This window comes from Dactylosporangium sp. NPDC000521, assembly GCF_042898305.1.
GTDB lineage: Bacteria > Actinomycetota > Actinomycetes > Mycobacteriales > Micromonosporaceae > Dactylosporangium.
This window is the reverse complement of record NZ_JBIAYW010000009.1, coordinates 287,338-312,262: the sequence shown is the minus strand read 5'-3', so window position 1 is coordinate 312,262 and position 24,925 is coordinate 287,338. Positions and strand designations below refer to the sequence as shown.

The window sequence follows — 24,925 nt, the reverse complement described above, 5'->3', positions numbered from 1 at the left end:
CAGGTCACTGGGGTCCCAGGCCAAGCAGTTCGGCGACATCGGGCGCCTGTTCGCGTAGCAGCTTTTCGATTGCTTCCCACTCGGTCCAGTGACCTGCCTGCATCGCGGCCATCCGTAGCGCAAGCCCGGCGTTGACGGCTGCCTGTGTTGCCGCACGCTCCTCCGGCGGGGTGTTGACATCCACTGGCAGCGGACGGTTCGTAGAACGCGACGTCTTGCGGTATGTGTCGTCCGCAAGTATGCACAGCTCGTTCACCGGCGCCTCGAGCAGTTGACGAAGCTGCGGCGGCAACGCCACTCGCATCTTCGCCACATTGATCTGGAAGGCGGCATCGAGATCTGTGTCGAACTCCAGTGCAGCTCTCGCCAACTTGGTGTGTTCGTCAATTCCTCGGATGCCGCCCCAGCCACCCCACTGGACCAGACGGTCTGCGCGGTACACATAGAGGCCCTGCTGCCGATTCCAGTTCAGCGGACCAGACAGCCGCTCAAATTCCGCAGGACTGCTGAACCGGTCCCGGGCAGGTAGCACAAAGCGCCGCAGATGCACGCGCCCGCTACCCGTCGTGGTCTCGATCTCGAATGCTTGGCGTGCGAGTTCGACGGTAGCTGGTTCGTCGGTTGCGAAGGGGTCCCAGGGCTCGACCTTGTGGCCGTTGACCGTGATTATCAGTTGCTGCCGTTCGGGGAGCCCTTCCAGGAACCGATGGAACACGATGGCGAGGTGTTCCGCAGTCCGCTTCGCCAGCGACTCGAGCCGGCGCCGCGCCCAACCACCCTCTGGCCGCTTCTCGGACAGCACCCTGTCGAGAACCTGCCACAGCACGATCGTTCCGGTCCCCTCCGCCAGCCAGCGTCGGGCCCGATCCACCAGCTCACCGGGCTGGGGATCAGTTACTACCCATTGATCCCACTCCTCGATCAGATCGAGGTCCAACGTCCGGGCATAGGTGCGCACCGCCGACTTCGAGCTGCGGCTCACGACCGTGAGGACTCTGCATTGTGAGAGCGAGGCTGTCTTCAGGCCGAGCCCGTAGCGTCCAAGCTCCCCCTGGGTGTACGAACGCCGCGTGCCGAAGCGCAACGCCTCGAGCAGCGACCGAGCCGACATGCCACAACCGTCGTCGGCGATCAGCACCCGGGAGTTCGAACCGTCGTACTCGATCATCACCTCGACACGTGTAGCGCCGGCAGCGACGCTGTTGTCGACGATGTCGGCCACAGCGGTCGTGAAGTCGTAACCGATGTCCCTTAGCGAGCCGGTGAGCCGTGCAGCCGAAGGTGAAACGTCGTACCACGCCCTGCCCGCCACCCGTGACCTCCCTACGTCGTCGGTGACGACCAGGATGCCACAACTACCCCATGATCATGAAGTTTGACGCGTCACCCGTCGTGAGCTATACGCAACTCACTGACAAGTTCTTCGACAGCATCGGCGACAGTCCTGGGATCCTCATGCTCCCAGGCATGCAGAACCTTCCAGCCCAGCTCTTGCAGCTGCACGTCCTTCTCTCTGTCTCTAGCCACGTTTCTTTGGAGCTTCTGAGCCCACCACTCAGCGTTGTTCTTCGGCATGGTGGAGTGCTGCGGACACATGTGCCAGAAGCAGCCGTCGACGAACACCGCAAGACGCACTTTTGTAAACGCGATGTCGGGCCGGCCCGGCAGAGCCGGATGGTTCACCCTGTACCGCAACCCACGGCGGTGCAGCTCCCGTCGCAGGCGCATCTCTGGATTGGTACGCGCTCTGGGCATCCGGCTCATCTGCGCAGAGACGAGAGGACTCAACGGTCCGGACTTCCGGCCCACGGGCCGCGCCGGCCTGCCGACGTCAACGCCCTCAACCGCCGAGAGGTCCCCGCCGCGCTCTAGGCCGTCCCGTCGGATCACTATGCCCTCCAGCGTTAGGTCCCTTCGGTCAACCACCGTACAGCCAAGGTCTTTCTCAATGCTCCGCACCGAACAGCGCAGCCGCGGCGACGGCGACGGCGCGACCCCAACGAGGCTCGTCGACGTGATTGATACCGACGCGGCACCCAACGTTCCTTGCGCCCGCCACCATCTGCGATCAGGCAGTCGCCGAGTCGTTCGGTCAGCGCCTTGGCAGATGTTGGGTTGACTGCTAATGACCCACTGGTCCTCGTACAGTCGCCTGCGGTCCTCATTGTCAGCTTTCCGGATGATCCCGTCCAAGCCCAACTACCCCTAGGTTAGGAGGCCTGAACCTAATAAGCTGTACCAGCGTGCTTGCCGCCGGTCACGATCCCCGGGATGCAGATACATCATTTCCACGCTCAATGCATTGACCAGAACTTGAAAATTGAGCCACGTGGCGACAGGAGGCGCAATGGCACGGGTGCGTTCATTCGGTCCGTCAACCCAGAATGTGAAGGTCCATCCAACGGAGGTTGACTGTGAGTACAAAACGATATTTGACGATACCGGTCAGCCTTATCTCCATCTAAGCACCTTTGGTAGCGACGACCGAGAGGCCGAACGCAAGTCAAGTCAGAGCATTCAACTCGATGCGGTCCGCTGTCGTGAGCTTCTAGCCATCCTCGAAAAGGCATTCCCGGAGCTCCCCGATTGCCACGATCCGACCGACACGGCTAACGCAGGAGTCGCTGGACCCTCAACGTCGGCCCCAGAGACCGGAACCGCAACCGACACCAAACCCGAAAGTATCAACATGCCCGGCATCGCCGAGCCCATTCATAACGTACCGACACCAGAGATGCTGGCGTCGGGCATCGGGCAGGAGTCGAGCAAAATCCTAACTACCGCCTTAATCGAAACGGCGGCAACAGTCATAGCAGACGAGCTTAAGATGAACGTGCAAAGCCGCCAGTGGAACGCAGTGCTCATACGGACCACCGAGATACTTAACGGCTCGACGGAACGCTCGTAGCTGTCGGAGCGTCCGATCCTTGCCCAAGGCGGTTGGCTCACGTCCGAACCGGCTGACGGTCCTCTGGTTTTCGCAACAATTGCGCCATTACCCAGAACAGCCGGGCAGTCGATTTGGGCTCTGCACACCACCCAAGCATTCCAGAGCCCTCGAACCGGCCACTCCAATTGGCGCAATACTCGGTCAACAGCAGAACCAATCGAGGTCCACAACACTAAGCCACAACAATCGTGGCCCGTCTCGAGTTACCGGCTATTCAGAGCGGCGGAATCCGAGCTGCTCGGCTTCCACCATCAGCTGAAGCGCTTGTGTGGCCTGCTTGTCACTGATTTCCGTGTCGCTGCTGATATAGCGGCCGATGCTGGCTGCGAGTTGGCGTTGCCACGGCTCGAGGTTCTGGGTTTCCTTGGACCATCTGGCGACGGCGAGCCAGTCCTCCGCGGGAATCTGCTCCACCTCGGCGATCGTCGCGGATTCGTCGCGCTGATCGGAGATGCTGACGATATCCTCGACCGGCGCACGGGTGAGTTCTTCGGCCAGGTCGTCAGGCACCGCCCAGGCGACGTCGAGAACGGCTTCCCAGCACTCCACCCGTTTAGCCCATTCCCCCACATGCGTGCCGCGAAGGGGATGGACGACCACTTCGCGGACGGGAACGCACAGATCGTCGATCGCCGCGGTGAGTGCACGACTGAGGCCCTGTTCGCGCCAGATTCTATCGAGGTCGATGCGCCGCCCACTCGCCTCAACGAGCCGCGCGACGGTGTAGGCAACGATGTTGATCTTGTAGCCGCCGAAGTTCCGAGCGGCGACCACCCGGTCAGCGGCCTTGAACAGAATCGCCTTGGCGATCAGACGCTGGCAGTAGGCAACGTCGACAGCAGGCGGTGTCTCACCCATGTTGAGCATGAACTCGCGGAAGTTCTTCTCCGCACCGCGGCTGACGTAGTGAGGTAACTGACCGTGGGCGTGGACGTATTTTGCCAGGTCAGCCTTGGTGAACTTCTGCGACAGCGGGTTCAGCGCCTTGAACCTGCGCTGGTTGGTCGGCGTGCGTTCCAGCGCGAGCGCGTCGGTGTACTGGCCACGTGCACGCTCGTAGAACCAGCGGGTCTCCTGCCCGCTGCCGTCCACGGCCGGTGCCCAGATCGACCGGGTCACCTTCTCCACGGCGATGTGGAACGGGTGATTGGAGCTGAAGTCGGCAAGGGTGACCTTGTTCTGCGTGTTGGAGTACCGCGAGATCTGGGGCACGATCTCATGCACCCGGTCGGGGGAGACCACGTTGAGCTTCATCTGGACCCAGACCCGGCTGAGGTCGGCCTTGTCCCGGGTGCGCGCGTAGTGCAGCGACGCTGTGGTCTGGCCGCCGTTGACGATCTGCAGGTCCCGGATACGACTGATGGCCCGGCCGCCCTTGGCCAGCTGCACGAGGTCGACCTCGGAGGCGGTCGCGGTGATGCCATTGTTGTAGGCGAGGAAGTCATCAGGGCTGTTCAGCAGGGTGTCGCGGATCCCCCGGTTGACGCCGCCCTTGGTCTGCAGGAACGAACGGACGTTGAGTTCGAGCAGCCGGGTTCCGCAGAGGCCGTAGAGGTCGGACAGGTCCTGGCCGGGGACCATCGCAAGCATCACCGTGTAGCCGCGGTCGCCCGGCGGCGTCGACACACACGGTATGGGCGGGTCGAAATCGACGTGGATCGGCTCGCTGAAGGTTCCGGAAGTCGTCAGCCGGTGCAGCCGTTGCAGGTCCCAGATCTCGTACGTGACCGCCAGACCGTCCACCTCCGCCGGAGGAAGCGCCGGCACGGAGCTGTTCATGTCGGTCAGGAGAAAGAGCCGCAGCCGTGGTCCTTCGGCCAGAGCCTTCTCAACCGCGGTGCACATATCGTGCACATCGGATGATTCGTCGATATCACGGGCAAGACCGTCGGCACACCGTTTGGCAAAGGTGGCCAGCCGTTTCAGCAGAGTCTCGGCCTGGGTTCGGGGAAGCCTATCTTCGCTAGGCTGCAAGCTGAACGCGGTGACAAACAGGTCAAGTGTTCCGAGAGAGTCATTGGAACCATATCCACTGACCTCCACACCATGGGCGCGGTGGTATGCCAGGAACGTGTTCTCGACCTCGCCGGCCTGCTCGAGGTCGTCCAGGACACGTCGGGTGAACGCCTCAGGAGCGGTGAGATTCTCCGTTTCAGCGGTCGCGAGAACCTCCGCCACCAATGCCTGCGCGTAAGTATTCAACTCGGGGAGTGTCACCTTTCCCCCTTCAATATCCCGGGCAATTCGTCCGGTGGGACGGCGAAGCGTTCGAGTCCAGCGGTTCCGATCTGGTACCGGCAGTCACCGACTCCGGACCGCAGGTCCGATTCCACGATCCGTGGAAAGTCATCGACAACATGCCAGAACGTCAGACTACGACGGGTGTACCGCGGCTCGTCGTACAGGTGACGGTCCTCCGACAGATAGCCCGAACGCAACAACAGATCCTGGAAATGCTGGAGCGCGGTCGTTCCGCGCAGGGCGTTGGCGATTCCGTCGACCGCGCTGTTGATGGTCTCGCCCGAGCCGCCGCGGCGTTCGTCGACAGACAGATGGGCCAGCAGAAGCGTGCCGACACCGGTCGGGTCGAGCTGGCGCTCGTTGTTGATGGTCAGGTGCTGGGGACGATGCGCGGCAGTGGTCTTGACCTCGACGGCTACGCTGCCGAGTTGGAAGTCCTGGTTGGTCCCTGTGGGGCCAGTCCATGCTTCGACGGCTTCCGTTTCCGGCACTACAGGCAGCAGATGGTCGCGGAGCGTGGCGAGTTCGCCATACAAGCCCAGCCGCGCCTCGGACGCAAGGCCGGTGTCGGCGATCGAGCGAAGCAGGGCGCGCCAGTGCTCAAACCGACGGATCGCTCCGCTCAGTGCCTGTTCGGGTCCGTGTGCGGCAGCAGCAGCGTACGCGACGTCCGTGGCCAAGGGGTTGAACACGTCGCGCCGGTCGGAAGCGGTGAGCACGATCCGCAGGTCGGTCAGTCCGTCTCCTGCCGTAGCGAGCTCCACCCGGATGCCTCGAGTCTGAGAAGGCTGGCCGAGCTTGCGGATGGCAACTTCGGCAGCCGCCGTCGGCACCCTGACGGCGAGCATCCGCTCACCGGACGGGTACCGGACGGCGATGAAGATGTCCTGACCGGACCGCGGGTGGATACGCATGGAAACAACTCCGCCGCTGTGCGGCTTGGCCGCCAGCATCGACCATTTCGCTTCCGTGACGGTGTCGACCATTGTCATGGCGTCGGATCCGGCTCGTCAGAGTCGAACAGGTCGTTAAGTTCACGTCTGAGCCAGACCGGGTTCACCACGTATTCGGTCTCGGTCGGGTGACTTGACACCGGGAAGCTGATGGCAAATCCGACAATCGGCGACTTGTCGGGACACAGACTGTTCTTCGGATGATCCAGCGGATAGATCAGAAGGAGAGGCTGGTCGGGCCTGCGTGCCGCACGGAGCGGCCGACCGGTGGGCAGTGTCGGTTCGACGTAGGGCGTCTTCCTTCTCGCCTGATTCTTCTTCGCAGCCGCCTCTGCCGCCTTGATCGTCGCGGGCATGGCGTCCTTCTTCTGGTCTTCCGTCAGGTCGGTGCACTCATCGCCCGGGCTGAGGACCCGTCGGATCGCATACCGCTCGGTAAGGTCGCCCTTGTCCTTCGGCTTGCGGGTCACCAGGCCTACCTCCCTGGTGCCGATCTTGCGCGTTGTGGCATTGGAAACTCCAACCAAGCGCACAGTCCACCGCGACAGTTCGCCTTTGGCCGCACACCGCTTGATGTACTCGGAGAGAAATACCGAACGGACCCGGTAGGAGCCGCGCTCGGGTGCATACCCATCGAGGAATCCCTCGATCACGTCTGCCGGATCCACGTCTGTCCAGACCACGCTGCCGCCGTCCTCTGTGCCGATTGCGGACTGGTCGAGCCGGGTGACGAACTGTTCGAGGTTGGCGAAATTCTGCCGGACCGCACTTTCTCGCAGGCTGAACGCCGTGGTCTCGGGGATCTCCCCGGAGTAGCTGAGCCGGACCTTCTCGCCTCTGCGCATCTTGTTGGCAGCTGTGACCGCTAAACCTATGGAGGACGACCGCACCCGTAAGCCGAACGTCTCCGGCGTCTGGTCGACGATCGACATTTCCTCGAAGTCTCGGCGCAGCTCATTGTCGGCCGCGGTGATTTCGACATAGGCGTTACGCAGGTCGGTCGTGGTGTAGAGCCGACAGAGATCCTCGTAGCGGGGGCGGAACCCGAACCAACGGCCCATCTGCAGCAGGGTGTCGTAGGTGTTAGAGGTGCGCAGGTAGTAACTGACGCTGAGCCCTTCCAGAGTCAGACCACGGGAGAGCTTATCACCGCCGATGGCGATGACACTCAGACCGGTCCGGCGGTTCTCGTAATACTTCAGCGCATCGCTGGAGCTACCGTTAATCGCGTTGACCTCGATACGGTGGATGGCGGCCGGCAACTCAGCGGCCACCTGCTCCCAGGACAGTCGAGGCGCCTCATCGACCGTGAACGCATTCGTGGTTACAACGAAATCCCTGTCCCACAGCCCTTGGAGCCGCACCAGGATCCGTTGCGACTGGCTGGTGCGGGAGTCACGTAGCCGGTCGCGCAACAGTAACAAGTACTCCTCGACCTGGTCCCGAACGATTTTTTGCACATCAGTAAAGCGAGTTACATGGACGAGCATCGAATTATGCTCGCGAACCTGCCCGCGGGCCCGACGCGCGGCGCACGTCAGGACAAAGGCATCGACGGCCTCCTGCAGCGAGCCCGGCAAGCTGTCCGGCGGGACCCACTCCTTTTTGTGCTTCAGCGGCATCCACGCCACGGCGTCATCCACGGCCCGGAATACCGGACGGGCGTCAATCGACGTGTCGTCGGGATCGTCGGCACGCAGACCGAATACCAGCTCAGGGCCGAAGTAGTTCGACGGAGCCGGAAGGTTCTCGATGAAACTGCTCGGAAACAGGTCGATGCCGTATTTATCGTGCTCCGCGTCCGGGTCGATATAGATGTTGGCGAACGGAGTGGCGGTGTATCCGATGTACGCGGCCTTGTCGAACGCAGCCAGCAGGCTGCGGATCCCACGGTTGATGGCCGACGGCTCGCTGTCGTCGTCACGGCTGACGTCGATGGAGGCATGGTCTGCCTCGTCATCGATCACCAGCAGAGGGATGTCCCGGACCTTCGGCGGCCCACCGTCGGCGTCCTCTTGGCCCTCAACCTCAATAACCCATCTCCGCACATACTCGAGGATGCTGCGATGCTTCTTGATCACGAGTACCACGGGATAGTCGCCGATCGGCAGACCGATATTGAGGGCGACCTTGCGTTGGAAATCTCCGGTTTCGGCACTGGTGGTCAGCGAGGCGACCCTCAGCCGGCGTGCGCCGCTCATGGCACCGACGCCGATGCGGGAGTTCCGGCTCGTCTCGTCGGATCTGAGCTGATACTGGGTATCGAAGCCGAGCATGCCCTCATCTACGCGCAGCTGTGTCTGACTGCGCAGGCTGTTGTGGATGCCCGCCAGGATGACAATCAGCTTGTAGCCGGCGTCGGCTGCTTTGCACGCCAGGCCGATGTAGTTTCCGGTCTTCCCGGACTGGACCTGCCCTACCACCAGCCCTGTCCGTCGCCAACGGCCAGGCCGCTTCGGGTCCTCGATCCGGCGCAGGATCCGGTCCGTACTTTGATCCAGCCTGCGGACCACCTGCGGCGGCAGGGTGCGGACGTCCTCCAGATACCGGCGGTAGCGTTCCCAGAACTCCCACGATCGCTCGGCGCGGGCGTCGGCAAGCCACTCGAGATGGTCAACGTCGTCGTACAGGCCGACCGAATCGTCCTGCCAGACGGCCACCCGCGACTCTATCTCCTTTCGCAGCACTGCCCGGTCGACCGCGATGCCGCGAACCTGTTGCATCGCGCAGACGAGGTCCACGTTGGAGTCGACCTCGGCCGCTGTGGCTTGACGGTCGGTTGGGAGCGCTGCAAGAACCAGCCTTATGGCCTGTTGCATCGCCTCGTCTGGTTCCACCGGTGGTGTCGTCACGGATCCTCCCGCATCGGTCTGCCAGGTATCGGCGTTCAGCTCCGCCAGAAGCCGTCGAGCTGGTCAAACGGCGACATGACAGCCAGCCGCTGTTTGGCCTCGTGTGGCGTGCGGCCCTGGTGCACGAGGGACGCATAGATACGCTCGGCGACAGCGGTGACCTCTTGGGGCGCGACGCCGAGGAACGGCTCAGGATCATCTGCGGTGTCGACGTCATGCATGATCCGCAGAGCGGCGACCGGAACGGTCTCCTCCAACAGTCGGATCAGGGCACGGGCGTCCACCGCGCCGTCCGGTCCGCCCCGGAGAACCTCCCGAACCAAGGGGTGTTCCCGGTTGATCCGACACCGGATCCGGCCGTCGGCCTTATCAACACGCCAGGCATAGACGAACTCCGCACCATGTGCACGAGCATTGATCCGTCCCCGATGACTGAGCACTTCGGCAGCCAGTGTCCGGGTCCGCTGCCCGATACGTTGCAGATGACGTCGGACACCTACCGGAGGGACAGCAGTAGACTTGCGCACATCAATCGCCCAGTCAGAGTCCGCCTCCGCGGGCACATCGACGGCGATCCTCGCCAGGTTGTACCTCTCGTCCCGCCGGAACGTGCGGATGCCGAGCCAATCCCCCGCAAGAATCAGCCGATCCCGCCGGTACACATAGAAGCCCTGCTGGTCCAACCAGCCCGCCGGCCCGGCCACTTGGTCGGCGTCCTTCTCCAACCGCTTCGGGTGCGGCAGAACATACGGCTCGATCCTCACCGAGTGACCGCCGACTGGGATGTCCTCGGCTGGAAGCCGCTGTACACCCGGGTGGCTGCGCACGAACGGGTCCCACCCGACCAGAGCGGTGCCGTTCACCGTCAACTCCAGCCGCCCGCGACCCGACAGGAACCGCCCGAAGACCATCGCCAGATGGGCCTCGACCCGACCCATCTCCACGTAGAACTGGCGCTGGACCGCGGGATCGTCCACGACGACGCCGTCAAGATCGAACCGGTGCAGGCTCCTCCAGACAACGACCGTTCCCGACCCCGCCCCGTCGCCGAACCGACCGAGCACCTCCTGCGTTCCAGCATCAGCGCCGTGCAGGAGCCGCCACTCCCCGGTTCCGGCAACGACCTCCAGGTCCCACGTCCGCACTGTGACGTCGCCATCGGCCGGCCGGCTCGACACGGTCAACCGGCCCGCCTGAGAGAACGACGCGGTTTTCAAGCCCATCCCGAAGCGGCCAAGATCCTGCACCGTCCGCTCCGTTGATGGGCCGCGGGCGGCCACCGTCATGGCAGTCACCAGCTCGTCGCGGTCCATGCCTCGGCCGTCATCGGCGATGGCGACCCACGAGTCACGGCCGTCCCAGCTGAACACCACGTCCACCCGCCGCGCCCCCGCCGACACACTGTTGTCGACAAGGTCTGCCACCGCAGCCTCCAGGCTGTAGCCGAGCGAACGCAGCGACGCCACCGTACCGGCGGGATCCGGGTTGGCGACGTCGTAGCCGGGTGACACGTCGTGATTCACCGCGTCGGTTCCAATCCGGATGGTAGAACGTCACAAGGTTCCGCTGTACTGCTGTCCGGCATCGGCTCTACTCAGCGAGTGTCCGCCAGGTCCCCGAGAGTATAGGGCGGAGGGTGAGGGCCCGCGCCCGAAAAGGCGCCACGATCGTGGACGGTCCCCCTATTCAATCCCTTCGCCGGCGGCTGCCGACTGCATGTCCACGGCGGTTGGCCGAGTGGTAGCACCGTGCCGCACGATCACCCGAATGGCGGCTGGTCGCGGTAGCGTCGGGCCCGACCACCCACCAGTCGGACTGGGACTTGGATCAAACAGGCCGAACGCTGATCGGCTTCTACCCGCGCATGAGGATCGACCCAGGTAACGATGACATGCGAATGCGTTAGTCACGAGCGGTAGTCCGCCTCCGCTCAAAGGCAACCTCACCCGGACATAAGAACGACGCGTCTGGATGTGATCCGCTCCGCACGCACCGACGGCGCCGACGAACGCCTGCTCACCGCCTACAGCAGCAGTGCGGCCTCAACGTCCCCGGCGGCTGCCGGTAGTTGTCTCCAGGGGCGGTCACGGTTTCTCCCCGGCGCGGCGGGAGACCATCGTATTCAATCGATGGCCGAGTGCCCGTCCCCGTCCTTCCGGGTGGCGGCCACGGGGTGGCCCGTCCCGGTACAGTGCAGCGCACGGGAGGGCACAAATGAGTGTGGTGCTGCAAGTCGCGCGTGGCTGGTCGGGTGGGTATCCGTCGATCGCGGCGGCGATAGCAGCCGCGCCGGCAGGTGCGACGGTGCTCGTCCTACCGGGCGACTATCAGGAGTCGGTGGTGCTGACCCGGGCGGTTCGGATCATGGCCCGCGACGGTGCCGGTTCTGTGCGGTGGCGCTCGGCGCAGGGAGCTGCCATTCACGTCCGCGGTGGGGCGTCGGTCCTGAGTGGACTGTCGGTCGCTGGTAGCGACCCGGACTTCGCCACGGTGCTGGTTGACGCCGGCGAGATCCTTGCCGAGAACTGCCAGGTGGAGGGCGTCGCTTCGGCTGTTTTCGTCCGGGGTGGGGCGGCCACTGTGCGTGGGTGCTCGCTGCGTTCGACTGCGGCGGACGGCATTCATGTGCGTGGTGGGAAGGGCGTCGTCGAGCGGTGCGCGATCGGGCCGGTCGGGGTGAGCGGGATCGTGGCCGACAACGCGGTGGTCGCGGTGTCCGCATGTACCGTCACTGAACCGTCCGGCAACGGTCTGTACTGGCGTAACGGCGCGTCCGGTGAGTGCGTCGATGTGACCGTCACCGGAAGCAAGATGCCGGCCGTCATGGTGGAGAGCGGCGCCAGGCCGGTTGTGCGGCGGGCGCGGTTGAGGGAGCTCGTCGCGCAGGCGATCGTGGTCCGCGGCGCCGGCGGCACGTTCGAGGAGTGCACCGTCGAGCAGGTCGATGGAGCCAGCGCGATCGCGGTCGAAGCGGGTGCATCGCCACGGTTCGAGCACGTCCAGCTGCGGCGCATCAACGGCCTGGGGGTACAGGTGACCGGCGACGCGGCACCTGTGATGCAGCACGTGACCATGGAGTCGGTCGCCTCGCAGGCGTTGGGTGTGACCAACGCCAAGGGAAGGTACAGCCACTGGACGGTGCGTGACGTCGCGGACAAGAGTGTGCCGGCGGTCGGCATTCAGGGGCCGACGGCCGAGGTGTGGCTGGACACCCTGGCCTTGCGTGATGTCGGCGTCGGCCTTGTCATTTCCCAGGGCACCGCGACCATGTCCGGCGTGAGCATCGAGCGTGCCGAGGGGTCCGGCATCGTCGCTCAGGGCGCCCGTCTGGTCGCCAGCGACGTACGGGTCAACTCCGGTGGGCAGACGGGCATCGCCCTGAGCAATGCGCGTGCCACGCTGACCGGTGTCAGCGTCACCGACTGCGTCGTGGGCATCTACGTCGGGGGCGGCACGAGCGGCGAGCTGATCCGTTGCGCCGCCACCGGTAACCGCCGCGACGGCATCCAGTTCGACGCGTGCGGCGAGATGGAGGTGACCGACTGCACCGCCACCGGCAACGCCGAGGATGACGTCTGGCTCAGGGGCGGCGAACCGGTCACGTTCGCAGGTCATGTCGGCCCATTGCCTGCCACGGCACGCGTGTCAGCTCCTGCCGGCGGCGGCCCGGCCACCGATGAAGGACGGCGGACGTCGGGCGGCCAAACCACGCGCAGCGCCGCCAGCAGTACAGCGGCGACATCGACCACTGATCCGGCCGCACCAGCAGAGCGGGGCCCCCAGCTCGACGCGGCACTCGCTGCGCTCGACGCGATGATCGGGCTGGGTCGGGTCAAGGAAGAAGTGCGGAAGCTGGTCGACTTCGCCGACTACCAGCGGCGCCGGGCCGAGCGTGGGCTGACACCCGTGACGCTGGAGCGGCACCTGATCTTCACGGGACCGCCGGGCACCGGCAAGACCGAGGTCGCGCGGCGCTACGCGGCGATCGCGTCTGCCCTCGGCCTCATCGCGCGTGACCACGTCGAGGAAGCGGATCGGGCGAAGCTGGTCGGCTCACACATCGGTGAGACGGAGAAGCGCACGCTCGCCGCGTTCGAGCGTGCTCGGGGTGGGGTCCTCTTCATCGACGAGGCCTACGCGCTCGCGCCCGCCTCTGGCAACGAGGAGAGCAACGACTTCGGCCGGCTGGCGATCGACACGCTGATCAAGCTGATGGAGGACCGCCGGGACGAGGTCATCGTGATCATGGCCGGTTACCCGAACGAGATGCGCAAGCTCCTGGACGTCAATCCTGGCCTGCGGAGCCGGTTCACCACGACGATCAACTTTCCGCACTACACGGTCGAGGAGCTCGTCGAGATCGTCGAGAAGTTCGCGACGGACGAGGCCTATGTCGTACTCGACGAGACCCGCGCAGCGTTGACCGCGACGATGATTCAGCTCAGCCGTACCGCCAACTTCGGCAACGGACGGGCGGCCCGGATGCTGTTCCAGGCGATGCGGGAGAACCTGGCTCGCCGCTCAGCCCGGAACGACGCCTATGACGTGGCAGCGTTGACGACGCTGTTGCCCGAGGACGTGACGGCGGCACGAGCGGCCTCGGGCATCGCCGCTGGAGTGGGCGTCGCCGACCCGGAAGAGACGCAGCGGCTCCTCGCCGAACTCGACGCCATGGTCGGCCTCGGCGCGGTCAAGCGGGAAGTGGCGACGCTGGTCGCGCAGGTCGAGATGGCCCAGCACCGCGCCGCGCTCGGACTGCCGGTGCAGCCGCTGAGCCGGCACCTGATCTTCGTGGGACCGCCGGGCACCGGCAAGACCTCGGTCGCCCGCCTGTACGGGCGGCTGCTCGCCGCGCTCGGCGTGCTCGCCGACGGCGGCATGGTGGAGGTCAGCCGGTCTGACCTGGTCGCCGGGCTCGTCGGCCAGACCGCGCTCAAGACGACCTCACGATTCGAGGAGGCCCGCGGCGGTGTGCTGTTCATCGACGAGGCGTACACGCTCTCCGCACACGACGGCCCCGGGCACGACTTCGGCAGGGAAGCGGTCGACACGCTCGTGAAGCTGATGGAGGACCACCGGGACGAGGTCGTCGTGGTGGTCGCCGGCTACCCGGCCCAGATGGACCGCTTCCTGATCACCAACCCTGGACTGCGCAGCAGGTTCGGCCGGCGGATCGAATTCGCCCAGTACACCGTCGACGAGCTCGTCGCCATCTTCCACCAGATGGCGTCCGAGCAGCATTACCAGTGCCCACCGAACACCCTGGCAGCAGTACGGGCGGCATTCGAAGCCAGCTCGCCTGACTCTGGCAACCCCGACGACTCCTTCGGCAACGCCCGCGCCGCCCGACAGTTGCTGGAGTCGATGACCGGCCGCCAAGCGATGCGGCTGCGCGGCACCGCCAACATGGACAGGGAGGCGCTGACCACCCTGCTCCCGGAGGACTTGGAGGACGCCTGAGCGGCGTAGCCGCCTGCCAAGTCGAATCCACGCCGATCAGCGGCCGCAAGTCCGATGTGAGCGAGCCGTTCATACAAGGGTGCGACGGCTGTCGCGTCCCGGCGTCGGCGTCACCGAGCTGACTATAAGACCGCCCTCAGGGCACTTGAGGGCGACTCGATCTCAGGTGAGCCCGACGGCCTTAAGGCCATCGCATCGCTGCGGCTGGGGCGCTGATCGACTGGCGACAATGCCGAACAACGAACAGCCCCACGAATGGCCGGCGCAGGTGCAGCGAGAGCTGCGCCGCTTCGCCGAAGCCCGCGATTGGCCCCGGTACCACAGCCCGCGCAACCTGATCCTCGCGCTGGTTGGTGAAGTTGGCGAACTCGCTGAGCTGTACCAGTGGGACCCGCCGGAGCCGCCGCCCATGGACCGCGTCGCGGAAGAGGTGGCAGATGTCCTCATCTATCTGCTCCGGTTCGCCGATGTCGCAGGTGTCGACGTGGCGAAGGCCGTGGCCGCGAAGATCGCCCGTAATGAGCAGCGCTTCCCGCCGATCGAGGGCCGTTCCGCATGAGCCGCAGCGCGTATGTGTACGTCGGCGAGCGTGCTGACGGCAACTTCAGGATCGGTATGCGCGGCAACATCTGGGGGTGGAAGACCTTCGACGGCGGCGGCCCGCTGGTCGCCCAGGCCGAGCAGTGGCTTCGTGACCCGGACCGCGACGAACCGACGTGGATCATCTTCGTTCGTGGCATCAAGCCGCCGAGCCCTGCACCGAAGGGTTGGCCGCGCACCCGCGACGAGGACTTCGATGCCTGGACGGGCGCGACCATCCGCTCGGTGACCCAGCGCCTCCTACGCGCCCCGCTGTACGAGGACCACGTCAAACCGGTCTGGCCCGACGACCTGTACCCGTACCGCGTCACCCTCGAGCCCGACGAGCCGGACGACACCTTCGGGCCGGTCCCGGCGGCCGACTTCTCCGAGGACGCCATCCGGGCGATCCGCCACTCTGCCTTACAGAAGGGGTGGCCGGTGCTCGGGCCGCCGCTGGTCGACCCGCCACCGATCGCACCCGACCAGCGTCTGGCCACCGGTGCGGTCATCCGCACCATCGCGCTGGAGCGGAACATGACCCGCGCCTTCGTCCGCCGCCCCGGCGAGTCTCGCCAGGCAACCCGTCGCGAGGCCGACCTGGTGATGCGCTACGAGGCCTATCTGGCCGGCCTCGGTCGCCGAGCGGTCCGGAACCTGATTACCCTGCCTGGCGGCCTGGACACCTTTTTCACCGACGTCTTCGAGGTGGACACCGAAGAGCTCGTGGAGGCCAAGTCCACCGCAGGCCGCGAACACATCCGCCACGCGATCGGTCAGCTCTACGATTACGCCCGCTTCGTCCGGCCCCGCTCCCGGGCGGTACTCCTACCGACCCGTCCAAAGCAGGATCTCGTCGACCTCCTGACCGGTCTCGACATCGACATCATCTACGAGCCCACACACGGCAACTTTGTCCGCGAACCAGCCCGTCGGGCGCCGTAGCCGACGGTTGCCGACATTCCTGGCGGACGTCGTATTGAAGCTGGTGCTACGGGAATTCGTGCACAGATTGAATAGGACGCTGGAAGCCGCGTAGGTGGACGGGTCGACGGTTATGAGCCGTGGACCCGCCGAACCAGTGCTGGCGTTTCCGAATTGGGGACGTTCCCACCAGATCAACAATGTGATGCCGGAGAACCGTACACGGTCCCTGACGGTCTCATGGCCGGCGCACACGGCGGCCACCAGGCTGTCCGGCCGAGGCAGGGCGACGCCGGGCTGGTAGCTACTGTGACGTGTCGTGACGCCCCTATGAGGTGATTAGGGCGGTTGTGCCAAGGTTGTGCATCATGGTGGGGCGTCTGTTGAACGGCCGGTACGAGCTGCGATCGGTCATCGGTCGCGGTGGCATGGCCGACGTGTGGCTGGCCGTCGACGGGCGGCTGGACCGGTCCGTGGCCGTGAAGATGCTGAACGACCAGGGCGGCGCTGATCCGTCGCTACCGCAGCGGTTCGAGCGCGAGGCGCACACCGCTGCGCGGCTGTCACACCCGAGCATCGTGGCGGTGTACGACGTCGGGGTGGACGACGGTAAGCCGTACCTCGTGATGGAGCTGGTCCAAGGCCACAGCCTCGCCGAGGAGCTGGCCACGGGCCCGCTGGATCCGCGGCGTGCGGTGCACATCGCCGAGCAGGTGTGCGACGCCCTGGCGGCCGCGCACGACGCCGGAGTCGTACACCGGGACGTGAAGCCGGCCAACATCCTCATCAGCGACGAGGGCAGGGTGAAGGTCTGCGACTTCGGCATCGCCCGCATCACCGACCGAGCGCAGGCAGCGCTGACCGCACCCGCCACCGTCGTCGGCACCAGCTCGTACATGGCGCCGGAGCAGGTCCTCGGCGAGCCCGTCGACGCCCGGACCGACCTGTACGCGCTGGGCTGTGTGCTGTACGCGATGCTCACCGGCCGTCCGCCGTTCACCGAAGGCTCGCCGGTGCAGATCGCCTGGCAGCAGGTACACCAGGCAGCGGTACCGGTGACGACTCTGCGGCCAGGCCTGCCGCCGCGGCTCGCCGGGCTGGTCGGCGCACTGCTGGCCAAGCGCGCGGTGGACCGGCCGGCAAGTGCGGCGCAGGTCCGCGCGGCTCTGGCCGGTGCCGCCGGCGGGACCGCAACGGCTGTGTTCCCACGTACCGTCGAACCGGCCGCATTCGCACGTGATGCAGGACCGGCCGCGATTAAGGGTGAGGCGCCGATCCGCGGCCGCGCCCCGGTGCGGCCGGCAACGCAGAGCATGCCCGCGCTAAGCGAGCCACCCACGTCGGCCGACCGGCGACGGGGCCGTACCGCCGGGATCGCCATGACAGCGCTCGGTGCGGCGGCCGTCGCCGTGTTCGCGCTCGGTGTGCTCCCGGACCGGTCCGGCCACCCGGCCGCGGCGCCCACTCCCGCGGACACGACCCATTCTCTGCCGTCCGCGGGTACCTCGAGCACGGCGCCGAGTGACCCGCCGACCGACGCCCCGAGCACCCCGAGCCCGACGCCGACCGAAACCCCGAGTGACACGCCAAGCGACACACCGAGCGACCCGATCGAGGCGACGCTGGCCGCGGCCCGCGCCGCCGTGCAGGCCCAGGCCGGTGACGGCGGCCTGGACCGCGGTACCGCGCGTGAGCTGAACCGCAGGTTCGACAACCTCGCCCGCGAGCTCGCGCGCGGCAACGGCGACGGCGCCGCAGAGGAGCTCATCAATTTGCGCAACCGGCTCGACCAGCTGCACCAGGACGGCACGCTCACCGACACCGGGTACGCGGCGGTCCGCACCCCCGCCGACCAGCTCGCAGCGAACCTGCCGTTCCCTGCGACGGCCAAGCCGCTCAGTCCGTCGGCCTAGGGTTTGCGGACCCCCACGCGCCCGCCACGGCCCGGTTCATGAAGACGTCGCGTAGACCTTCCCGACGAACTCGGCCAGCCGGCGTTCGTCAAGGTTGCGAGCCAGGTCGGCCTCGCTGATCATGCCAACCAGGCGGTGGTTCTCGATGACCGGCAGCCGCTTGACCTGGCGGTCCTCCATCTGATGCAGGACCTCGTCGACACCGGCGCCGGCGTCGACCCAGACCAGCTCACCCCCGGTCAGCTCGCGCACACTGACGTGCGCGGGATCCCGGCCCTCAGCGATACACCGCACGACGATGTCGCGGTCGGTGATGATGCCGTGCAGCCGATCGTCCGCGCCGCAGATCGGCAGGGAGCCGACACCGAGTTCGCGCATCCTCCGCGCGGCGTCCGCGGCGGTCTCGCCCTCACCGACGCACTCGGCTCCCGGGTGCATGATGTCTCTCGCCTGCCGCCCCTGCTTCGCGCGAAGCGTCTGCTCATGCTCGTCCAGATCGCGAAGCTTGCTGGCCACGGCTTCACGAGTCGCGTGGCCGGTGTGTTCGGCGTAGCTGGCCTTGCCGAGCTCGTACAGCAGCTTTTCGCGCTGCCGCTGAGCTTTCGTCTCATCAATCCGGGCCCGGCTCGTGGCCAGGCCACGCTTGGCGGACTCCATCATCTTGTCCAAGGGCATGGTGTCCTCCTCTGGCGTACGTCAACGCAAGAGAGCCGACAACAGCGGTACCCGGCCAACGCTACGTCGCCGCCACCACGGACGGCACCACCCCGTCAGCATCCGGCCCATGATCGGCGGCCCACGGCGCGCCCCTCGGCTGGACTCATCAGCTGGGCGACAAGGCAGGAACGACCTCAAGACGTACGCCGCCCGTCACGCCCTCTGGGAAGCACGGGCGCTCAACTGCCCGCTGGTCACCCAGAACCCCGACCTGACTACCGGCGCCGCCACATGTACACCGCAACCGCTTCAGCGACGAACGTCATTTTGACTTCGCGACGAGGCGGAGAAGCCGCAGTTCAGCGAGGGTAGAGAAAGAGCCGACCGCCAGCCGCACCCGAAGTGATCGGGCATGTGCTCAGCGTTTCGCGCTGGGCAAATCGGCGGCAGTGTAACGGTACTCGGCGGTTGAACGCCTTTCATGCGGGTGGAACCTACGATCCAGGGAGCATGGACGTTGAACAATTTCACCGACAGCCGACCGGTTGGTTGTTGTATCCGGCCGCACACGGAAAGCGACCGGCTCGCGCTTGCGCTCGGAATGCAGTAGGAAACGGTATGCGACACATTCGAACCCTGATCACTGCGATCGTCGTCGCTCCACTGGCCTGGGTCCTGCTGGCGTTCGGACAGGAGCGATCTGCCAACGCATTCGCCGACACGAATCACGGCGGCGCTCTGCATACCGGCGACTTCGTACGGCCGTTGCTGTTGCTGGCTGTGGCCGGACTGCTGCTGGGCGTCCTCGGCACACTACGGATTTCCCCGCTCGGGGCGACGGTGATCGGCGTTGTGTACACATCGAGCTACGTGATGTTGCTGGTCGCGCCGTCACGAGTGGTGAATATGTTCAGCGACGATGTGTGGGTGGCAGGTCGGCACCTCGATCTGGCCGCGCCGATACGCACAGGCACCACGATGGTGCTGGGCGTGCTCCTGCTCGTTGGCGCGATCAGCGTGCAGCGCTGGCGAAGCTGGCCACGACCTACCGACTCGGCGCCCGAGACGGCACCGGCAAAAGACCGTCCGGTTGGCATCGACGGGCTCGGCCTGGGAGCCCCGTCCCGGGACGCCGAACCGGAGTTGACCGCCCGATACCACACGGCCCCCGGGCCGTACGCGAACGTGCCCGAGCCCTACGCCGGCGCTCCGGAGCCTTACGAGAGCGACACCTGGCCCGACACGCCGGGTGAACCGACCTCACGCCGGGTGACCTCGGCGACCAGAGCCCCGCGTACGTGGTGACCAGCGGCGACGGCGGGGTGAACTGCGTGGCCTACGACCCCACGCCGATCCGGGGCGGCAAGTACGTCATCCAAGCCAAGCTCTACGACAAGACCGTGCCACCGACCGCAGTACGGGATCTCTACGGCACGAGGGCGCACGAGGGCGCCAAGAGCGGCATCCTGATCACCACCAGCGGATACGGGCCGAGCAGGCCCACGGCATCCTCTGACGTCCCGGATTCCCCGGCCGGTGAGAGCCCGGCCGGGGAATCCGGTCGTGACCTAGTACTGCACGAGCAGGTACTGCGACGTCACATCGGTCGTGCTGCCGTCGGCGCGGCGCCCGGTGACGACCAGGTTGTGTGAGCCGGCCTCCGAAGGCGTCCACGTCACCGTGGCGTGGCCGTTCACCGCCACGACGGTCTGCGTGTCGCCGTAGTCGAACTGGTAGTCGAACGACACGACCCCGTCGGTGCCGGCCGTGAACTCGAAGGTCCCCTCGACGCCGGCGCCGCCGCCCCACACGTAGGGCGGGTACTGCGCCGAGACCACCTTCGTCGCGGTACCGACGAGGAAGCGGTACTCGGTGACCGACGAGAGCTCGCCGCCGGGCAACACCTGCTGAACGTACAGCGTGTTCAGCCCGTTGTGCGTAGGCGTGATCTCGGTGTACGTCGTGGTGCTCTCCGGCGTGGGCGGCACGGCGACGACCGGCCCGTCCTCAAGGTGGTATCGGAACTCCACGATGTTCGGGACCAGCTGCGAGTAGAAGCCGACGGTGCCGGGGATGCCGATGCCGCCGGTCGGGTTGTACTCGTTCCACGGTGCGTAAACGGTGACCCTGTCATCCATGACGGAGATGTACTGGCGGCGCTGCTCCGACTCCGTCCCGTCGGCGGCGACGCTTCGGACCAGGATGTTGTCCAGGCCCGGCGAGAGCGGCGTGTACGTCACCGTCGCCGTACCGTCCGCGCCCACAGGCACGGTGAGGTCCTCGTCGCCGTACGGCAGCGTGTAGCGGAACAGCGTCGCGCCGGGCAGCGCGGCCCGGAAGGTGACCGTCACTGGATGGTTGATGATCACCTCGCCGGCCGGTGTCCAGGTGACGACCGGACCGGAGAAGACCTGGAAGGTGTACCGCGTCTCCGGCGACCGGCTCCCGTCGGCCCGCACGGCCTGCGCAATGACCGTCGTGTCCCCGGCGTGCGCCGGCGTCACGTCGATGTAGGCGTAGGTGTTGCCGTTGCTGGAGATCGAGGTCTCCGGCCCGCCGTCGAAGCGGTAGACGAACCCGGTGAGGTCCGGCAGCTGGCTGCCGAACTCGATCCGCTGCGAGATCCCGACGCCGTCAGTCCGCGGCCAGTTCGTCTGATTCCACGCATTGACGTATGGGCGCACCGGGATGATCGAGAAGTAGTGCTGCGTCGTCTGCGAGACGGTCCCGTCGGCCGACACGGAGCTCACCAGCATGTTGAAGAACCCGGGCGTGTCGGCGGTGTACGGCAGTACGGCGCTGCCGTCCGCGCCGGCGTCGACCCGCCCGGTGCGGCCGCCGATGTCGTACTGGTAGGCCACCACTCCGGACCGGCGCGGCTTGAACGTGAACGAGCCGGTCTTGCCCTCGATCTGGTTGGTGAACACGTCGAACTCGGCCGACTGCACCACCGGCTCGTCGCTGACGACGGTCGAGAGCTTGCTCTGCCCGATCATCTTCGTGCCCTTGTAGGCCCGCAGCGTGATGTCGACGTACCCGGTCTTGGTGAACGTGACCGGTCCGCTCGCCTTGCCGCCCGCCACGGGCAGCTTGACCTCGGCCGCATCCGGCAGTTGGTACGACAGCGTCGTCGTATCGCTCGCCGTCGCGGTCAGGTTGATCGTGCTCGGCAGCCCGACCCCGGCCACGTCGACCGACCCGTACGGCGAAGTGTTGCGCACGGTGAACCGGTAGTCCTTCTCCGGACCGCGGTTGCCGGCCGCGTCGATGGCGGCTACGTACAGCGACACCGTCCCCGACGTGTCCGGTGTGTACTCGAGCACCGCCCCGCCGGATCGGTTCGCCTTCACGACTCCGCTCCGCCCAACCATGTCCCGCCAGGAGAACGCGGCCACATCGGGGTCCCCAGCGGCGTCGAACCGGAACCGGCCGACCACTCCGGGCCCGCCCGACGGCACATTACCGGCCGGGTACTGCTTCGAGGCGACTCCCGGCTCATGCGCGGGCGCCGTCTTGTCCACGGTGACGTAGCAGGTCTTCGCCCACGCACCGTAGTCGGTGTAGTCGTAACCCCGAGCACTCCAGGCGACCAGGGTCCCGTCGGCGTACCCGCTGAAGTCAGTGGACGCCTGGTACACGCCGCCGCCGTAGGTCCCTCCGCTGAACTCCCGCCGCTGGTCCGGGTGATCGGCATCCCAGACGGCGAAAATCACGGTCTTGGGGTCGTTGACATCGTCATCGGTGACCTTGGCGGAGAAGGTCGGAGACGACCCCGCGGTCGGATGCTTGGCAGCCGTCCCACAGGTGCCGTCCGGATACTGCAGTTTGAGCTCGGACGCGACCGCCAGGTGGTTACCAGTCGCCACGATCCGCGGCTGCCGCACCGACCGCCCGAGCCGCCGGTCGCTCTCAGCGGCCGCCGCGATCCGCAGCTCGACGGTGAACGCCTTGTCCCCGCGAGCGACCGCGACCCCGATCGCCTCGGTGAGATCGAACCCCAACCCGCCGGGGCAGGACCAGCTCCCAGCGCCGAGCGACGCCTCCCCGATCCGCTCGATCTCCTGCGGCGCCCGATTCCACGCCGTGTTGTCCTTGATCGCCGAGGTCCGCCAGAGTTCGACGGGCGCGGCGGCGCTGCAGTCGGTGACGTTGGTTTCGCTCGAGTTCAAAATGGCCAGGTGGACGGCCTGGCCCTTGAACCCGGTGAGGTCGAAGGTGAGATACGACCGCCGCGTGTGCGCCTTGCCGGCGGCGTCGAGCGACGTGCCGACCGGCAGATCCCCGGCCTGGTTGATGAAGCTGGTCGACGGGTTGCGTGAGTCGGTCCAGGCCCACTTGACGGGGCTGAGGTTGACCGGCTCGGCCTGAGCGTGGACGGGCTGTGCGGTGGCCGCAACGACGGTGAGCGCGGCGCCAGCGGACAGCAGGATGCTGCGTACGCTTGCCATATGGGTGGTTCCTCCCCGAATCCCGGCACGGCAATCACCGACCGGGCACCGGGATCGTAGACCTACCATCGATCACGATGTGACCGAGTATCCAATATGGACAATCACGCCAGACCGCCAATTCGTCGCAAACCACGACCCCCGCGCGGAGGCGACGACCCGCCGACCTGCACACCCCGTGGCGCCGCCCGAACTGCATCGTTGAGCCCGAACACGATCAAGGAGGGTGCGGGTGGTTGACGGCCAGGTCGGCATCCGGCAGGTCATTGAGACGGCTATCAATAGCGACGGGCAGATCCGGGGTCGTCCGGCGAGACGGCCGGCTCGAGTTGGTCTGGCCGCAACACGACTGAGCCAAGAGCGACGACAAGAACTTGCTCAGCTTGCTCGCTCACTGCCGGCGGGCTCTACGGATCGCCCGGCACCGGCACGGCATCTGAGTTTGCTACCGATCTTGCCACCAGCGGCACTCATCAACAAGATCAACTAGCTCTTGCATCGACGTTAGCCGATACAGCACGCCCGCCACCAGCGGTAACGGAGCTACAGGAAAGAGCCGACGGCGGGACTTGAACCCGCAACCTTCCGATTACAAGTCGGGTGCGCTACCAATTGCGCCACGTCGGCCGGTGGGGTGATCCTACCGGGCCGGGTGGGGGGCTCGCCTCCGACATACGGGTCGGGCGAGTTGGCATCAAACTGGGCAAAGAGGGCCGGCGACCTTGGCAGGGGCGGAATCGCCGCCTAGTGTTAGCGCAACTTCTGGCTGCACCGCCGCGGTCGGGAGCTTCTACTCGGATCGTCCGGCACGTTCCTGCCGGTGGAAGGTGGCACTCTGTCATGGCTACGGTCACGTACGCGAAAGCGTCCCGGATCTACCCGGGGACGCCGCGTCCCGCGGTCGACCAGCTCAACCTCGAGATCGGTGACGGGGAGTTCCTCGTCCTCGTCGGCCCGTCGGGCTGCGGGAAGTCGACCTCGCTGCGCATGCTCGCCGGTCTCGAGGACGTGGACGCGGGCGACATCCTGATCAACGACCGGAACGTCACGCACCTGCCGCCGAAGGCGCGGGACATCGCGATGGTGTTCCAGAACTACGCGCTGTACCCGCACATGACGGTGTACGAGAACATGGCGTTCGCCCTCAAGCTGCGCAAGACGCCGAAGCACGAGATCGACCGGCGGGTGAAGGAAGCCGCGTCGATGCTGCAGCTGGAGGACTACCTCGGCCGTAAGCCGAAGGCGCTGTCCGGTGGTCAGCGGCAGCGTGTCGCCATGGGGCGCGCGATCGTGCGTGAGCCGCAGGTCTTCCTCATGGATGAGCCGCTGTCGAACCTCGACGCGAAGCTGCGTGTGCAGACGCGTTCGCAGATCGCCACCCTGCAGGCCAAGCTCGGCATCACCACCGTGTACGTCACGCACGACCAGGTCGAGGCCATGACCATGGGTCACCGGGTCGCCGTGCTGCTCGACGGTGTGCTGCAGCAGGTCGACAGCCCGCGTGCGCTGTACGACCGTCCGGCCAACGTCTTCGTCGCGGGCTTCATGGGCTCGCCGGCGATGAACATCAAGACGGTGCCGCTGACGGAGAAGGGCGGCCGCTTCGGCGACGTCACGCTGCCGCTGACCCCGCAGCAGATCTCCGCGGCGCAGGCCGACGGTGGCGGCAACCGCGTCACGGTCGGGTTCCGGCCCGAGGACACGGACCTGGTCGGGCCGAACGACGGTGGCATCCCGATCACCGTCGACCTGGTCGAGGAGCTGGGCTCGGACGCGTACGTGCACGGCACCGTCGCGCTCGACGGCCAGGACGAGCGCTTCGTCGTCCGGGCCGACCCGCGCCGCACGCCGCGCCTGACGGAGATCGTGTACGTCCGGCCGCACATCAACACGCACCACGCGTTCAACGCCAACACGGGCCTGCGCATCTGAACTAGCCACAAAGAAG

Annotated in this window: 16 protein-coding genes and 1 tRNA gene; 8 read left to right on the top strand and 9 right to left on the bottom strand. The window is 66.2% G+C overall.

The features are described 5' to 3' along the window. Nucleotides 1-4: 4 nt before the first annotated feature. Nucleotides 5-1,312: an ATP-binding protein gene (locus tag ACFY3L_RS29315; protein ID WP_389330858.1), complete on the bottom strand. Its 1,308-nt coding sequence runs from the start codon at nucleotides 1,310-1,312 to the stop codon at nucleotides 5-7. Between the two features lie 71 nt (nucleotides 1,313-1,383). Next, on the bottom strand, nucleotides 1,384-1,959 hold the full coding sequence (locus ACFY3L_RS29310; protein WP_389330855.1) for a very short patch repair endonuclease: 576 nt from the start codon (nucleotides 1,957-1,959) through the stop codon (nucleotides 1,384-1,386). Nucleotides 1,960-2,347: 388 nt separating this feature from the next. On the opposite strand from ACFY3L_RS29310, the gene ACFY3L_RS29305 reads away from it, so the two are divergent. Next, a complete protein-coding gene (locus ACFY3L_RS29305; protein WP_389330852.1) occupies nucleotides 2,348-2,908 on the top strand; it encodes a hypothetical protein in 561 nt (186 codons plus the stop codon). Nucleotides 2,909-3,160: 252 nt separating this feature from the next. Here ACFY3L_RS29305 and ACFY3L_RS29300 read toward each other — a convergent pair whose 3' ends face one another. From ACFY3L_RS29300 to ACFY3L_RS29285, 4 genes are read right to left on the bottom strand one after another with little or no spacing between them, the layout of a single operon-like run. Then, nucleotides 3,161-5,167 carry an AIPR family protein gene (locus ACFY3L_RS29300; protein ID WP_389330849.1) on the bottom strand — a complete coding sequence of 669 codons (2,007 nt, stop codon included), beginning with the start codon at nucleotides 5,165-5,167 and terminating at the stop codon, nucleotides 3,161-3,163. Continuing rightward, entirely contained in the window at nucleotides 5,164-6,177 is a 1,014-nt protein-coding gene (locus ACFY3L_RS29295) for a PD-(D/E)XK motif protein (protein ID WP_389330846.1), read from the bottom strand. Before ACFY3L_RS29295 ends, ACFY3L_RS29300 begins: the two co-directional genes overlap by 4 nt. Nucleotides 6,178-6,179: 2 nt before the next feature. Then, the gene (locus ACFY3L_RS29290) at nucleotides 6,180-8,996 is read right to left on the bottom strand and encodes a Z1 domain-containing protein (protein WP_389330843.1); all 2,817 of its coding nucleotides are present in this window, start codon (nucleotides 8,994-8,996) and stop codon (nucleotides 6,180-6,182) included. A gap of 35 nt (nucleotides 8,997-9,031) precedes the next feature. Continuing rightward, nucleotides 9,032-10,519 (bottom strand): ATP-binding protein, encoded by a 1,488-nt coding sequence (locus tag ACFY3L_RS29285; RefSeq protein ID WP_389330840.1) that lies wholly within the window; start codon nucleotides 10,517-10,519, stop codon nucleotides 9,032-9,034. Nucleotides 10,520-11,300: 781 nt separating this feature from the next. Here ACFY3L_RS29285 and ACFY3L_RS29280 point away from each other — a divergent pair. The 4 genes from ACFY3L_RS29280 to ACFY3L_RS29265 all read left to right on the top strand — a co-directional run bounded on the left by ACFY3L_RS29280 (nucleotide 11,301) and on the right by ACFY3L_RS29265 (nucleotide 17,872). Continuing rightward, on the top strand, nucleotides 11,301-14,456 hold the full coding sequence (locus ACFY3L_RS29280) for an AAA family ATPase (RefSeq protein WP_389330837.1): 3,156 nt from the start codon (nucleotides 11,301-11,303) through the stop codon (nucleotides 14,454-14,456). Nucleotides 14,457-14,685: 229 nt separating this feature from the next. Next, complete coding sequence (locus ACFY3L_RS29275) at nucleotides 14,686-15,015, top strand: nucleotide pyrophosphohydrolase (protein WP_389330834.1); 330 nt, start codon at nucleotides 14,686-14,688, stop codon at nucleotides 15,013-15,015. Then, the gene (locus ACFY3L_RS29270) at nucleotides 15,012-15,980 is read left to right on the top strand and encodes a hypothetical protein (protein ID WP_389330831.1); all 969 of its coding nucleotides are present in this window, start codon (nucleotides 15,012-15,014) and stop codon (nucleotides 15,978-15,980) included. The genes ACFY3L_RS29275 and ACFY3L_RS29270 overlap by 4 nt, the downstream gene beginning before the upstream one ends. 347 nt (nucleotides 15,981-16,327) lie before the next feature. Further along, complete coding sequence (locus tag ACFY3L_RS29265; protein ID WP_389330828.1) at nucleotides 16,328-17,872, top strand: protein kinase; 1,545 nt, start codon at nucleotides 16,328-16,330, stop codon at nucleotides 17,870-17,872. Between the two features lie 36 nt (nucleotides 17,873-17,908). On the opposite strand, the gene ACFY3L_RS29260 is transcribed toward ACFY3L_RS29265, so the two are convergent. Beyond that, nucleotides 17,909-18,547, bottom strand: a complete 639-nt coding sequence (locus ACFY3L_RS29260; RefSeq protein WP_389330825.1) for a CBS domain-containing protein — start codon at nucleotides 18,545-18,547, stop codon at nucleotides 17,909-17,911. A gap of 600 nt (nucleotides 18,548-19,147) precedes the next feature. On the opposite strand from ACFY3L_RS29260, the gene ACFY3L_RS29255 reads away from it, so the two are divergent. Together ACFY3L_RS29255 and ACFY3L_RS29250 are read left to right on the top strand one after the other, a co-directional pair. Further along, nucleotides 19,148-19,834, top strand: coding sequence for a hypothetical protein (locus tag ACFY3L_RS29255; RefSeq protein ID WP_389330822.1), 687 nt, complete (start codon nucleotides 19,148-19,150; stop codon nucleotides 19,832-19,834). After that, nucleotides 19,828-20,181 carry a restriction endonuclease gene (locus ACFY3L_RS29250; protein ID WP_389330819.1) on the top strand — a complete coding sequence of 118 codons (354 nt, stop codon included), beginning with the start codon at nucleotides 19,828-19,830 and terminating at the stop codon, nucleotides 20,179-20,181. The genes ACFY3L_RS29255 and ACFY3L_RS29250 overlap by 7 nt, the downstream gene beginning before the upstream one ends. Here ACFY3L_RS29250 and ACFY3L_RS29245 read toward each other — a convergent pair. After that, entirely contained in the window at nucleotides 20,098-22,977 is a 2,880-nt protein-coding gene (locus ACFY3L_RS29245) for a DNRLRE domain-containing protein (RefSeq protein WP_389330816.1), read from the bottom strand. The genes ACFY3L_RS29250 and ACFY3L_RS29245 overlap by 84 nt on opposite strands. A 554-nt stretch (nucleotides 22,978-23,531) precedes the next feature. Beyond that, nucleotides 23,532-23,604, bottom strand: a tRNA-Thr gene (locus ACFY3L_RS29240). Nucleotides 23,605-23,817: 213 nt separating this feature from the next. Between ACFY3L_RS29240 and ACFY3L_RS29235 the strand changes: the two genes are divergently transcribed. Continuing rightward, a complete protein-coding gene (locus ACFY3L_RS29235; RefSeq protein WP_389330813.1) occupies nucleotides 23,818-24,909 on the top strand; it encodes an ABC transporter ATP-binding protein in 1,092 nt (363 codons plus the stop codon). Nucleotides 24,910-24,925: the final 16 nt, after the last annotated feature.